The organism is Haloarcula sp. H-hyl6 (assembly GCF_056934455.1).
In genome coordinates, this window is record NZ_JBRIIK010000002.1 from 664,107 (window position 1) to 677,911 (window position 13,805).

General features: G+C 67.6%; 11 protein-coding genes and 2 pseudogenes. 11 read left to right on the forward strand and 2 right to left on the reverse strand.

What is annotated here, in order from left to right; all coding sequences use genetic code 11:
* Window positions 1-147: 147 nt before the first annotated feature.
* The 3 genes from Hhyl6_RS16935 (at window position 148) to Hhyl6_RS16945 (ending at window position 3,531) form a co-directional block, all read left to right on the forward strand.
* Window positions 148-1,494, forward strand: a complete 1,347-nt coding sequence (locus Hhyl6_RS16935) for an RNase J family beta-CASP ribonuclease (RefSeq protein WP_483740426.1) — start codon at window positions 148-150, stop codon at window positions 1,492-1,494.
* A 4-nt stretch (window positions 1,495-1,498) separates the two neighbouring features.
* The gene (gene idsA3 / locus Hhyl6_RS16940) at window positions 1,499-2,539 is read left to right on the forward strand and encodes a geranylfarnesyl diphosphate synthase (RefSeq protein ID WP_483740427.1); all 1,041 of its coding nucleotides are present in this window, start codon (window positions 1,499-1,501) and stop codon (window positions 2,537-2,539) included.
* A gap of 62 nt (window positions 2,540-2,601) precedes the next feature.
* Window positions 2,602-3,531, forward strand: coding sequence for an ArsA family ATPase (locus Hhyl6_RS16945; protein WP_483740428.1), 930 nt, complete (start codon window positions 2,602-2,604; stop codon window positions 3,529-3,531).
* A gap of 385 nt (window positions 3,532-3,916) precedes the next feature.
* On the opposite strand, the pseudogene Hhyl6_RS16950 reads toward Hhyl6_RS16945, so the two are convergent.
* Both Hhyl6_RS16950 and Hhyl6_RS16955 read right to left on the reverse strand, forming a co-directional pair.
* Window positions 3,917-4,795 (reverse strand): annotated as a pseudogene (locus Hhyl6_RS16950) (complex I NDUFA9 subunit family protein); the annotation flags it as partial.
* Between the two features lie 71 nt (window positions 4,796-4,866).
* A complete protein-coding gene (locus Hhyl6_RS16955; protein WP_483740429.1) occupies window positions 4,867-5,652 on the reverse strand; it encodes a helix-turn-helix transcriptional regulator in 786 nt (261 codons plus the stop codon).
* Between the two features lie 128 nt (window positions 5,653-5,780).
* On the opposite strand from Hhyl6_RS16955, the gene Hhyl6_RS16960 reads away from it, so the two are divergent.
* From Hhyl6_RS16960 to Hhyl6_RS16995, 8 genes and pseudogenes are all read left to right on the forward strand, one after another.
* Window positions 5,781-7,514: a glutamate--tRNA ligase gene (locus Hhyl6_RS16960; RefSeq protein ID WP_483740430.1), complete on the forward strand. Its 1,734-nt coding sequence runs from the start codon at window positions 5,781-5,783 to the stop codon at window positions 7,512-7,514.
* Window positions 7,515-7,522: 8 nt separating this feature from the next.
* A pseudogene (locus Hhyl6_RS16965) lies at window positions 7,523-7,726 on the forward strand (Hsp20/alpha crystallin family protein); the annotation flags it as partial.
* A gap of 45 nt (window positions 7,727-7,771) precedes the next feature.
* Window positions 7,772-8,689, forward strand: a complete 918-nt coding sequence (locus tag Hhyl6_RS16970; protein ID WP_483740431.1) for an alpha/beta fold hydrolase — start codon at window positions 7,772-7,774, stop codon at window positions 8,687-8,689.
* A gap of 50 nt (window positions 8,690-8,739) precedes the next feature.
* Window positions 8,740-9,069: a 4Fe-4S dicluster domain-containing protein gene (locus Hhyl6_RS16975; RefSeq protein WP_483740432.1), complete on the forward strand. Its 330-nt coding sequence runs from the start codon at window positions 8,740-8,742 to the stop codon at window positions 9,067-9,069.
* A gap of 145 nt (window positions 9,070-9,214) precedes the next feature.
* Window positions 9,215-10,069: an electron transfer flavoprotein subunit beta/FixA family protein gene (locus tag Hhyl6_RS16980; RefSeq protein WP_483740433.1), complete on the forward strand. Its 855-nt coding sequence runs from the start codon at window positions 9,215-9,217 to the stop codon at window positions 10,067-10,069.
* A 2-nt stretch (window positions 10,070-10,071) separates the two neighbouring features.
* The gene (locus Hhyl6_RS16985; RefSeq protein WP_483740434.1) at window positions 10,072-11,727 is read left to right on the forward strand and encodes an electron transfer flavoprotein subunit alpha/FixB family protein; all 1,656 of its coding nucleotides are present in this window, start codon (window positions 10,072-10,074) and stop codon (window positions 11,725-11,727) included.
* Window positions 11,720-13,378 (forward strand): FAD-dependent oxidoreductase, encoded by a 1,659-nt coding sequence (locus tag Hhyl6_RS16990; protein ID WP_483740435.1) that lies wholly within the window; start codon window positions 11,720-11,722, stop codon window positions 13,376-13,378. Before Hhyl6_RS16985 ends, Hhyl6_RS16990 begins: the two co-directional genes overlap by 8 nt.
* The gene (locus Hhyl6_RS16995; RefSeq protein ID WP_483740436.1) at window positions 13,378-13,737 is read left to right on the forward strand and encodes a DUF8055 family protein; all 360 of its coding nucleotides are present in this window, start codon (window positions 13,378-13,380) and stop codon (window positions 13,735-13,737) included. The genes Hhyl6_RS16990 and Hhyl6_RS16995 overlap by 1 nt, the downstream gene beginning before the upstream one ends.
* Window positions 13,738-13,805 lie beyond the last annotated feature (68 nt).

Below are 13,805 nucleotides of genomic sequence, written 5' to 3' on the forward strand. Positions count from 1 at the left end.
CGAGTCCCTTCCACTGCGGGTAGCGAGGCTACGGGTGTACCCGAACGGCCTCGTCGCCCACCGGAATCGAGACGCCGTTTCGACAGGTGCCGTCGTCGCCAGCCACAACCGCGGGCCCGCGGACGGCTTCCACTCGGACCTACAACCATGGAAGTCGAAATCGCAACAATCGGCGGATACGAGGCAGTTGGCCGTCAGATGACGGCCGTCCGTGCAGGTGACGACGTCGTCATCTTCGACATGGGCCTGAACCTCTCGAAGGTACTGATTCACGACAACGTCGAGACCGAGCGCATGCACTCGCTCGACCTCATCGACATGGGCGCTATCCCGGACGACCGGGTCATGTCCGACCTCGAAGGTGACGTGAAGGCCATCGTGCCGACCCACGGCCACCTCGACCACATCGGCGCCATCTCGAAACTCGCCCACCGCTACGACGCACCCATCGTCGCGACGCCGTTCACCATCGAACTCGTCAAACAGCAGATAAAGGGCGAGGAGAAGTTCGGGGTCCAGAACGACCTCGTGAAGATGGAGGCCGGCGAGACGATGAACATCGGCGAGCGCAACGAACTGGAGTTCGTCAACGTCACCCACTCCATCATCGACGCCATCAACCCTGTCCTCCACACGCCCGAAGGGTCGGTCGTCTACGGACTGGACAAGCGGATGGACCACACGCCGGTCATCGGCGACCCCATCGACATGGAGCGGTTCCGGGAAATCGGCCGCGAGGGCAACGGCGTCCTCTGTTACATCGAGGACTGTACGAACGCCGGCCGGAAGGGCCGCACGCCCTCCGAGTCCGTCGCTCGCCGCCACCTCAAGGACGTCATGTACAGCGTCGAGGACTACGACGGCGGCATCGTCGCCACGACGTTCTCCTCGCACATCGCCCGCGTGAAGTCGCTGGTGGAGTTCGCCGACGACATCGGCCGCCAGCCGGTTCTGCTCGGTCGCTCGATGGAGAAGTACTCCGGCACCGCGGAACGACTGGACTTCGTGGACTTCCCGGAGGACCTCGGGATGTACGGCCACCGCAAGTCCGTCGACCGCACCTTCAAGCGCATCATGAACGAGGGGAAGGAAAACTTCCTGCCCATCGTGACGGGTCACCAGGGCGAACCGCGCGCGATGCTCACCCGCATGGGCCGCGGCGAGACGCCCTACGAACTGGACGACGGCGACAAGGTCATCTTCTCGGCCCGGGTCATCCCGGAACCGACCAACGAGGGCCAGCGCTACCAGTCCGAGAAACTGCTGGGCATGCAGGGGGCCCGCATCTACGACGACATCCACGTCTCGGGCCACCTGCGTCAGGAGGGCCACTACGAGATGCTGGACGCGCTCCAGCCCCAGAACGTCATCCCGGCCCACCAGAGCCTCGAAGGGTTCGCCCCGTACGTGGACCTCGCCGAGGACATGGGCTACAAGGTCGGCCGCGACCTGCACGTGACGCGTAACGGCAACATGATTCAGCTCACGGAATAACCACATGTCCGAAGGTTATCAGCAGGTCGAAGAAGCCATCCTCGCCCGCCGGGAGCGGGTCAACGAGGCCCTCCCCGAGGAGCTTCCAGTGACGCGGCCCGAGCATCTCTACGAGGCGGCTCGTTACCTGCTGGACGCCGGCGGCAAGCGACTCCGCCCGACCGTGCTGTTGCTGGTCGCGGAGTCGTTGCTGGACGTCGAGCCGCTCTCGGTCGACTACCGTGACTTCCCGACGCTCGACGGCGGGCAGGCCGACGTGCTGTCGGCGGCGCTGGCCATCGAGGTCATCCAGACGTTCACGCTCATCCACGACGACATCATGGACGACGACGACCTCCGACGCGGGGTCCCGGCCGTCCACAAGGAGTACGACCTCTCGACGGCGATTCTGGCCGGCGACACGCTGTACTCGAAAGCGTTCGAGTTCCTCCTGTCGACGGGCGCGGCCGACGACCGGACCGTCGCCGCCAACGAACGCCTCGCGACGACGTGTACGCGCATCTGCGAGGGGCAGTCGCTGGACATCGAGTTCGAACAGCGCGACGCGGTCACGCCCGACGAGTATCTGGAGATGGTCGAACTGAAGACGGCCGTCCTCTACGGGGCCGCCGCGTCCATCCCGGCGACCCTGCTGGGGGCCGACGACGAGACGGTCCGTGCTCTCTACAACCACGGACTCGACGTGGGCCGGGCGTTCCAGATTCAGGACGACCTGCTGGACCTGACGACGCCATCCGAGAAACTGGGCAAACAGCGCGGCTCGGACCTCGTCGAGAACAAGCAGACCCTCGTGACGTTGCACGCCCGCCAGCAGGGCGTCGACGTGGAGAACCTCGTCGACACCGACTCCGTCGACGAGGTGTCGGAGGCCGAGATAGACGAGGCCGTCGCCACGCTCCGCGAAGCGGGGTCCATCGAATACGCCCGCGACCGGGCGCAGGAACTCGTCACCAGCGGGAAAGAGAACCTCGAAGTCCTCCCGGACAACGAGGCCCGCGACCTGCTCGACGGCATCGCCAACTACCTCGTCGAGCGCGAGTACTGACCCTGTCGCGTTTTCCACACTGGCACCCGAGCGTTAAGCCGATCTGACACCTACGTGGAGTCGTGACTGTGTTCGTCCTCTACGGCGGGAAAGGTGGGGTCGGAAAGACGACCATCGCGACGGCGACCGCGCTCTCGCTCGCAAGACGGGGCCAGGAGACGCTCGTCGTCTCGACGGACCCGGCCCACTCGCTGGGCGACGCCGTCGAAGCGACGGTCGGCGGCGACCCGGTGGAGATACGCGAGAACCTCTGGGGCGTCGAGGTGGACCCGCAGGCGGGCATCGACCGTTACCGGGCGCTGTTCGAGGCGCTGGCCGAGGAGTTCGCCAGCGCGGGTATCCGCCTCGACGAAGACGAGATAACCGACCTCTTCACGTCGGGCGTGATGCCCGGCAGCGACGAACTCGCCGCGCTGGAGGGACTGGCGACGTACGTCGACGACGACCGGTGGGACCGGGTCGTGTTCGACACCGCACCGACCGGCCACACGCTCCGACTACTCGACCTCCCGTCGGTACTCGACCGCGGGATGGCGACGGCGCTGGACCTGCGCGACCAAGTGCGACGGAAGGTGAACACGACGCGGACGATGCTGTTCGGGCCGATGGCGAGTCGGCGAGACGGGGAACGGGACGACTTCACTGCGATGCGCGAGCGCATGGAGCGAGTCGGGAGCGTCCTCAGAGACCCCGACCGGACCGCGTTTCGGGTCGTCACGGTTCCGGAGACGATGGCGGTCCGAGAGAGCGAGCGACTGGTCGCCCAGTTGCGCGAGTTCGAGGTGCCCGTGACGACGCTCGTGGTGAACAAGCTAATCGAAGACCCGGGCGACTGCGAGCGGTGCCGAGGTAAGCGGGCGGTGCAGGAGGAGTCACTCGACGCACTTCGTGAATCGTTGCCCGACCTCGACCTGTGGACGGTTCCGGACGAGTCCGGAGAGGTGACCGGACTGGACGCGCTGGGCCGCGTCGGGACGCACCTCCCCGTCTGAGGGCGGGTCGCGCTCACCCGTGGCGAGGGCCAGCGACCGACCGCACGGCCCGGCCGACCCACGCGAACACGACGGCACAGGCGAAGTACGTCAGGAGGAGGCCGACGTCGTAGAGGCCGGTCGCCTGCGTCCCGAACAGCGACTCGACGACGTAGACGACGTTTTCAAGCCCCCACGGCGCGTCGTAGACGAGTATCGTCAGGAGATAGGTCGGGGCGTACAGCGCCGTCACGGCGGGCGCGACGTACGTCTCGACGAGGGCCGGTGCCAGCGGGGCGAGCGCCGTGTCGACGAACGTCGGCAGGTACGTCGTGAGTGCGAAGTACGCGAACAGCACCAGCGTCACCGGGTCGGTAAGCAGGCCCGGCGAGCGCTCGACGGTGGCACCGAGGTAGTCCTCGAACGTTCGGAGCGACCCCGGGTCGACGCCGAACGCCGTCACGTCGGTGTCCGTGACGGTGTTGTCGAACGTCAGCGAGCGGTACTGGTCCACCCCCATCGGCACGCCGGGCACCGACCCGGCGACAGTGAGTCCGACCTTCGCCAGCGCCATCGGCACTGGGAAGACGACCAGCGGCCTGCCCTCGGCGCGGTAGATGGCGCGGGCCACGTCGGCGAGAGTCAACACCTCCGGACCGGCGAGTTCGTAGGTCTGCTCGGTGTGGGCGTCGTCGGTGGCGCAGTCGGCCAGCATCCCGGCGAGGTCGTCGACCCAGATTGGCTGGAAGCGCGTCCGCCCGCCGCCCGGGAGGCCTGTGACGTACGGCGTCGTCAACAGGCGTGTGAACGAGACGAACTCCCCGCCGTCGCCGAAGACGACGGAGGGCCTGACCACGGTCCACGAGAGCGACGACTCGCGGACGACACTCTCGGCCCGCCCCTTCGCTCGGACGTAGTGGGTCGGCCCGTTCGGGTCGGCGCCGAGCGCGCTCAGTTGAACGAACCGGTCGACGCCGTGGCGCTCGGCCGCGGCGACGGCGTGTCTCGTCCCGTCGAGGTGGACCCGCTCGTGGGCCTCCTCGCCGTCGCCGGGTTCGAACAGCGGCGAGAGAGCGACGAGGTTGACGACGGCGTCCTGTCCGTCGAACGCCGCGTCGAGCGAGTCCGGGTCCGTCACGTCACCGGCGACGGTTCGGACGCCGTCCGGGAGGGCGGTCGCGTCGGGGGACCGAGCGAGGGCCGTCACGTCGTGCCCTCGCGCGTCGAGTTCGACGGCGAGTCGCCGGCCGACGAAGCCGGTGCCGCCGAGCAGGAGGATTCGCATACGGGTCGACGTAGCCTCGCGGGGGAGTTTACGTCAGCTACCGTCGTCGTGGCCACCCCCTGTCGTGGACGTCAGGACCCGAGTGCGTCGAGTCCCGACACCGGGTCGCTCCGTTCGCAGTGCCGGTCGTAGACGTCGGCGCCCCACTCGTAGAGGTCGGCGTCGGTGCCGTCCGCGCAGGCCCGCAGTTGGCCGTCGTCGTCGTACGCCAGCAAGAGCACTCTGTCGTCCGTCAGCGTCAGTCCGAACGACAACGGTTCGGGGTGGCGGTACAGCGTGAACGGCGGGACGCCGACCACCGTGGCGAACTCGGCGGGGTTCTTCTGCCGGGCCCGCTGTATCGTCTCGCCGTCCAGCAGTAGTTCGGTCTCGACGCCGGCGAGTACCTGCCCGGCGTGGGCGTCGTGGAACAGGCGACTCAGCACCGGCGAAACCATCCGCACGCGGTCGGTGGCGGCCGCCTCGACGACGTCGACGTAGTGGCTGACCGGCGCCTGTGGCTGGTCGGACTCGGCGAGGACGACGGTGGCGTCGGCCAGCAGTGCTGGGTCGGGCGCGGCGTCCGTCGGCAGGTGTGCGTACAGCGGTTCGTTGGCGTCGATGGCCGACAGCGCGTCGACGTACTCGCGGTGGCGTCGGGTGACCAGTTCGCCGGTCGTCGTCACGCGGTAGTCCCCGTCGCGCTTCTCGACCCACCCGCGGTCGGCGACGGCGGACAGGTTCCGCTGGACGCTCCGCCGGGACTGGTCGAGGTCGGCGGCGAGGTCACGGGGGGACCCGGGAGACGCCAGCAACCGTTCGAGGAGGGCCAGTCGGTCCGGAGAGTCCGCGAGGAACCGGGCGGCGTCGGTTGCCATACCCGACGGTCCGACGCCCGGGAAAATAACCGTGACGGGCCGGCCGACGCCTCGACGCGGACCCCGACGCCTGCCCACGCCGAGCGAACCCGACGGCGTTTTGGGGCCTCCCGCCGCACGCTTCGACCATGGACGACGCGCTACGCCAGCGTATCGAGGAGGCCGCCGAGACGAACGCCCTCCTCAACGCGGTCAAACACGACAGCGAGGCACAGGTCGGGGCCATCATGGGGCCGCTCATGGGACAGAACCCGGAGTTCCGCGAGCACGGCGACGAGATTCCGGGCGTCATCGCGCCGGTGGTCGACCGGGTCAACGGGATGGACGCCGACGAGCGACGGGAACGCCTGGCCGAACTCGCACCCGAGAAGCTCGAAGAGTTGGAGGCCGAGGACGAGAGCGACGACCACCCGCTCCCGGACCTGCCCAACGCCGACGAGTACGAGACGGTTCGGATGCGCGTCGCGCCGAACCCCAACGGCCCGTGGCACATCGGCCACGCGCGGATGGCCGCCGTCATCGGGACGTACAAGGAGCGGTACGACGGCGAGTTCGTCTGCCGGTTCGACGACACCGACCCCGAGACGAAGCGCCCCGACCTCGACGCGTACGGCGCCATCCTTGACGCCATCGACTACCTCGGCTTCGAACCCGACGACGTGTGCAAGGCGAGCGACCGAGTCGAGACGTACTACGAGTACGCCCGGAAACTCATCGACGCCGGTGGCGCGTACACGTGTTCCTGCCCGCAGGGCGAGTTCTCGGACATGAAGAACAGCGGCGAGGCCTGCCCGCACCGAGAGAAGGACGTCGAGACGGTCCACGAGGAGTTCGACGCGATGGTCGACGGCGAGTACGACAGCGGGGAGATGGTCCTCCGCGTGCGGACGGACATCACGCACAAGAACCCGGCCCTGCGCGACTTCGTCGCGTTCCGGATGATAGACACGCCCCACCCGCGCGAGGAGGCCGCAGACTACCGTTGCTGGCCCATGCTCGACTTCCAGAGCGGCGTCGACGACCACCTGCTGGGCGTCACGCACATCATCCGCGGCATCGACCTGCAGGACTCCGCGAAGCGCCAGCAGTTCGTCTACGACTACTTCGGCTGGGAGTACCCGGAGGTCATCCACTGGGGCCACGTACAGGTCGACGAGTACGACGTGAAGATGTCCACCTCCACCATCGCCGAGTTGATAGCCGAGGGCGAACTCGACGGCTGGGACGACCCGCGCGCGCCGACGGTGGCGAGTCTCAAGCGGCGCGGCATCCGCGGGCAAGCGCTCGTGGACGCCATGGTGGAACTCGGTACCTCCACCTCGAACGTCGACCTGGCGATGTCGTCGGTGTACGCGAACAACCGCGACCTGATAGACGACGAGACGGACCGCGCGTTCTTCGTCCGCGACAGCGAGGACCACGGCGGACTGGTCGAGCGACAGGTAGTCGGCGGCCCGGACGCCGGCGAACCGCCGTACCACCCCGACCACGAGGACCGGGGGCGGCGGGAGATATCGGTCACGGGGACTGTCGCCGTCGAGGGCGACGACCTGCCCGGACACGGCGAGCGAGTCTGGCTGAAGGGGTTCGGCTGTGTCCGGCACACCCGCGACGCCTTCGAGTACGTCGGCGACGACATCTCGGCTGTGCGCGAGGAGGGCGTCGACGTCGTCCACTGGGCACCGGCCGACGGCCCCGAACTCCGACTGCGGACGATGGACGGCGACGTGACCGGCGTCGCCGAACCGGGCGTCCTCGACTACGACGCCGACGACATGCTCCAGTTCGAGCGCGTCGGCTTCGCCCGCGTGGACGACGTGGACCCGGCCGGCGAGTCGGTCGCGTACTTCGCGCATCCCTAGGGCGTGTAGACGACTGCATGGCGAACGTCGCCGCCGAACACGAGGACGAACAGCGGAACCAGCGGCGGACCTACCACCGGCGGTTCCGCTTCCCGAAACGGGTCGACGACGAGGACATCGCCGCGAGCTACACCAACGGCATCCTCGAAGTCCGCCTGCCCGTCTCCGAGGGTGCCGTCACTCGCGGCAAGCACATTCCCATCGAGAGCTAACCGGCCCCCGACGCGTTTTTATTCCCGCAAATCGCAGTACGAGACGTGTCACAGCGCGCTTCGACGACGGTCACCGTAGAGCGAGACGTGCCGTTCCACGAGGCGGGCGGCGAGACGCTCCGCCTCGACGTGTACGAGTCGGCGGCCGGTAGCGGCCCGAAACCGGTCGCCGTCCTCGTTCGCGGGGGCGCGTTCACCGTCGGCGACAAAGGCGAGTTCGCCCGGCACGCCATCGACCTCGCGGAAGACGGCTATCTCGTCGTCGAACCGCAGTACCGACTCGCGCCCGACCACACGTTCCCGGCACCGCTCGTCGACGTGAAGGCCGCTATCGAGTGGTGTCGCGCGGAAGGCACCGACTACGGCGCGGACCCGCAGCGAGTGGTCGGCGTCGGCCACTCCGCCGGCGCAAATCTGGTGGTCCTCGCGGCGGCGACGGGCGACGACCCCGCCTTCGAACCGGACCTGTATCCCGGGGCCTCCGCGGAACTGTCCGCTGTCGTCGGCTACGCGGGCGTCTACGACTTCCGAGCGATGGACGCCGAGGACCCGGCGGACCACGAGGACGTTCACACGCAGTATCTCGGCGGGGGTCCCGAGGAGATGCCCGAGGCGTACGACCTCGCCTCGCCGGTGGCTCAAGCGGACGTCTCGATGCCACCGACGCTCCTGCTCCACGGCGAGGACGACGACGTGCTTCCGCCGTCCCAGTCGGCGCTGCTGGCCGAGGCGCTGGACCCAGTGACGACGGTGGCGTACGAACCGGTTCCGGGCGGCCACGCGTTCCCGTTCAACGGCGCGTTCTACGACGACGTCTACGACCGCACCGTCGAGTTCCTCGGCCGACACGTCGGCGTCACGGACGGGCCACAGGGCGGGAGTCCCGACCCGTCCGCGGGCGGCGGGCCCGGGAAACCGCCCGGCAGTGGCCCGCCTCGCGGCCGCGAGGAACCGCGACGGTAACGTCGTCGGTCGAAAGTTTAAGTATCATCGCTGAGTGGGGTTAGATACCAATGGCCATAGACCCCGAGTTCGAGGACAATCGCGAGGTTGTGGAACAACACGACGGCCACAACGTCTGGGGCCCCGTGGAGGAACCGGAGCAACTCGGCATCCACGGCACCCACGTCGCCGTCGACTTCGACATCTGTCTGGCCGACGGGGCCTGTCTGGAGGACTGTCCCGTCGACGTGTTCGAGTGGGTGGACACGCCGGGACACCCCGAGAGCGAAATCAAGGCCGACCCGGCTCACGAGGACCAGTGTATCGACTGCATGCTGTGTGTCGACGTCTGCCCCGTGGACGCCATCGACGTAGACCCGGGCCGCGCCGGCCGCATCTGACGCGTCTGGACTGCGATTTTCCGGTCACTCCGTTCGGTGGAGCGACGGCTCTCGCCACCCCGTCCCCGAAACTGTCACCAGTTATTGTGAACATACATTTATGTTCGACCCGGGATGAGGTACGTTGACGAGGTTCGTGACACACATGCACACTGTAGTTCTGACGAAAGGCGTCCCCGACTTCCGTGAGGGGCAGGTCTCCTTCGACGAGGACGGCCACCTCGAACGTGGGAAGACGCCGACGGTGATGAACCCGAACGACAAGCACGCGCTCCGGGCGGCGTTCCAGACGCGGGTGCGCAACGGCGGCCACGTCTCGCTGATGAGCATGGGGCCGCCGGGGTATCAGGAGGTGTTACAGGAGGGGATGGCCGACGTGTACGCCGACGACCTGTACCTCCTCTCGGACCGGGAGATGGGTGCGGCCGACACGTGGGCGACGGCGATGACCGTCGCCACCGGCATCCAGAACCTCGAGACGGAACCCGACCTCGTGTTCGCGGGCTTCAAGACCGCGGACGGGGAGACGGGCCACACCGGCCCCCAGACTGCGTACTGTCTGGACTGGCCGATGGTCACGCACGTCGTCTCGCTGGACATCGACGAGGAGGCCGGTCTGTTGCGGGCGAAACGACTGGTCGACGGCGACGTGAGCGAGATAGAGACCGTCGAAGCGCCGATGCCCTGTTTCGTCGTCGCCGACCCCGAGTTCGAACCAACCTACCGGAAGGCCAGCCACCGCCTCGAACACAAGCAGTTGCGCGAGGAGACCCAGGAACGGGCCGAGGAGTACGAGGACGTCCTCACGGTCTGGGACCACGATGACCTGAATCTGGACCCGGACTACATCGGCCTCGACGGGTCGCCGACAATCGTCGCCGGCGTCGACCCGATTCCGAAGGCCCCCTCCGAACGGGAGGCCACGGTGATAGACGGGGACGACACGGCCGGGATGGAATCGGTGCTCGACGAACTCACGCCGTACGCGGCAGGTGACTGACGATGCCAGAGATAGACCCAACGGAGTACGAGATAGCCGAACTCGGACCGAAGATAAAGGACGTCGACGACGCCGACGAGTTGCGCGAGATGCTGGAACTGGAGGAGGACGGCGAGGACCGCGTCCCGGTGAAGACGCTCATCGAGGACCGCATCGAGAAGGTCGAGGCCGAGGACGACGGCGACGTAGACCCCGAGACGGTCGACCTGACGGAGATGACCGTCGCGGACATCGCCAACATGGTCCGGGGCGTCGACGACGCCGACGTCCTCCGTGACGTCCTCGAACGCGAACGCGAAGGCAAGGACCGCTCGTCGGCCATCACGCAGATAGAGAACCGCATCGACTCTGTCGAGGGGAGCGAAGAGGAAGAGGGCGGGGAAGTCGAGTACGTCCCGCCCGAGGAGAAGTACCCCGACCTCGACCACCCGACCAACGACAAGCAGTGGGTCGAAGGCACCGTCGGCGCGGAGTACCGCGACATGTGGGTGTTCTGCGAAACCCAAGCGGGCGAACTGGTCGACGTCTCGAAGGAGATGCTCGGGAAGGCCCGGGAACTGATGGACCAGTACAACGAGGACTACGGCGAGGACGAACGCGTCGTCGCCGTCCTCGTCGGCGACGAGGCGAGCGACCACGTCGAGGACGTCACCGCCTACGGCGCGGACCTCGTCGTGTACCTCGAAGACGACAGACTCGAACGGTTCCGGCACACGCCCTACACCGAGATAGTCACCGACATGTCGCGGGCCGGCGGCGAACTCGCCAGCGAGGGCCACGAGGACGTCGACTGGAAGGACTACCACGAACCGCGCTACACCATCTTCCCGGCGACGAACAACGGTCGGGACCTCTCGGCGCTCGTGCAGGGGGCCCTAGACTCCGGGTTAGCCTCCGACTGCTCGGGGCTGTACATCGAGAACGCGATGATTTCCAACCCCGCGAAGGTCGGCAACGCGGGCGACAACAAGGAGTTCGAGCGCGTCCTGCACATGAAGCGGCCGGACTTCTCCGGGTTCGAGTACTCGACCATCCTCTGTATCGACAAGCCCAACCGGGACTTCCACCCGCAGGGGGCGTCCGTGATTCCGGGCAGTTTCGAGATTCCGGACCCGGACTACGACCGCGAGGCCGAAGTCGTCGAGTACGAGATGCACCTCGACGACGAGTGGTTCGAGGTGGACGTCACGGAGTTCGACCGCCTGTCAGGCGGTGTCGACCTCACCGGCAACGAGGTGGTGGTCGCCGTCGGCCGGGGCATCGGCGACGACCCCACGACGGGCATCGAACTGGCCTTGGACCTCGTCGACGCCTTCGACGACGCCGACCTCGGCCTCTCTCGGGGCGTCATCACGTCCTCGTACGCGTTCGACAGCCACGTCGAGCAGTACGTCACCGAGGAGCGCCAGATAGGCGAGTCCGGGCAGGTCGTCGAACCGGACGTCTACATCGCCGCCGGCATCTCCGGGGCCATCCAGCACAAGGTCGGCTGTGACGAGTCGGACACCATCATCGCCGTCAACACCGACCCGAACGCGGACATCCGGGACTTCTCGGACTACGTCATCGAGGGCGACCTCTTCGAGGTGCTCCCGAAACTGACCGAGGCCGTCGAGAAGGGTGAACTGGCCGCGGCCGTGGAGGTGAGCGATGACTGACCACGAACACTACGAGGCCGTCGTCGTCGGGTGCGGTCCCGGCGGGGCCGCCGCGGCGGCGAACCTCGCGCGAAACGGCGTCGAGACGCTGGTCCTCGAACGGGGCGTCGACGCCGGGTCGAAGAACGTCTCGGGCGGACTCATCTACGCCGAGGAGTCGGCGCCGTACACCATCGACAGCCTGTTCCCGGACTTTCGCGAGGCCGCGACCGAGCGGCCGGTCACGGAGAACTACATCCACAACGTCGCCGGCGACACGGTGAAGACGTTCGACATCGGCGACCTGCACCACCACGACACGGCGTGGGCCGACTCCGTCCTCCGGCGGCGGATGGACTCGTGGCTGGCAGAGCGCGTCCACGAACTTACCCGCGAGACCGGCGGAGGCCTCCTGACGGAGGTCCACGTCACCGGCCTCCTCCGTGAGAAGGGCGAAATCGTCGGCGTCCGGACGGAGGAACTGGACCCCATCGAGGCCGACGTCGTCGTGGCGGCCGACGGGGTCAACTCGGAACTGGCCCGCGACGCCGGCCTGATGGACTGGGAGGACCCCGACGAGTGGTTCCAAGGGGTGAAAGCCGTCGCGGAGATGGACCCCGACGTCGTCGACGAGCGATTCGACATCGACGAGGACGAGGGCGAGGCGCACCTGTTCTCGGGCGACCTCTTCGACGGGGTGCGGGGCGGCGGGTTCCTCTACACCAACGAGGCGTCGCTGTCCATCGGGACGGTGTTCCACTTGGACTCCATCGCGGAGGAACGCGCTGAACCCCAGGAACTGCTGGACGGTCTGCTGACCCACCCGCTGATGGCCCAGTGGCTCGGGGACGACTACACCGAACTGGAGTACAGCGCGAAACTCGTCCCCGACTCGAAGAAGGTGGCCCACACCTCGCCGCACGCGGACCGCCTCGTCCTCGTCGGCGACGCGGCCGGCCAGATGCAGGCCCAAGGCCCCATCATCAAGGGGATGAACCACGCCGTCACGGCGGGTGCGCTGGCCGCCGAGGCGTTCGCCGACGCCCGCTCTCGGGGCGACCCCCACCGTGCGGGCGAACTCTACGAGCAGAAACTCCACGACGAGGGCGTGATGGACAAACTCCGACCGCGGAGCTACAGCACGGTCGGGCGACTCGGGGAAATCGGGCCGATAGACGGCGTCACGAACGCCGTCGCGGAGTCTGCGCTGGGGCGCTTCGGCGTCCGCGCGGCGTCGGGGCTGGTCGAACGAGCCTACAACTCGCCGACGCTCGTCTCGATGATTCCCGACACGAAACTGCCCTACGTCACCCTGCCGACTGTCATCGCGGAGGAACTCGGCGAGGAGGTGACCGACGAGAACCACGTCCAACCCCCCGAACTGGACGACCGCATCGGCGACCTGACCTACGACGTGGGCGACCCCCACATCCAACTCGTCGACAACTCCTTCGAGGCGTCGGGGACGGCCGTGACCGCCTGCCCGGTCAGCGCGAAGGACTTCGGCGGCGGGTGCTACCGAGACGAGATGGTCAAGACGAACGGACACGAGGAACACCTCGTCAGTCTCGACACGCAACCGTGCGTCGAGTGCGGGACCTGCGCCGTGGTCGCCGACACCGAGTGGGAACACCCCGCCGGGGGCAAGGGGGTCGAGTTCAAGCAGGGCTGATGAGTCACCAGTACCGCGACCGGATTCGGGCGCTGGAACGCCGGGCCGACGAGGCCGCCGCGGACTTCGACCCGGACCCGCCGGACGAGGAGCGAGCGATGGACCTCCTCCGTCGGGGCGTCGGCCCGACGGTGTCGCTGTACTGCGAGGCCCGGACCGGCGGGCAGTGGGTCCGCTTCGACGAGGCGACGTTCGACCGCCTCGAAGGGACGCTGAACCGGTGGCTCGACCTCTACGCCGCCTGCTACGGCGTCGACTTAGACGGGACCTACTCCATCAGGTCGGCCGCGGAACTGCTCGTGGACACGCACGATATCGGGGACGTCGCGACGGTACTCACGGGCGTTCCCGAGCGGTAAGGGGCGTTTTCCCCGCGTTCTCCCCGCGGGGGAATCGTGACAAACTATTAAATACTGGTCAGTGGTAA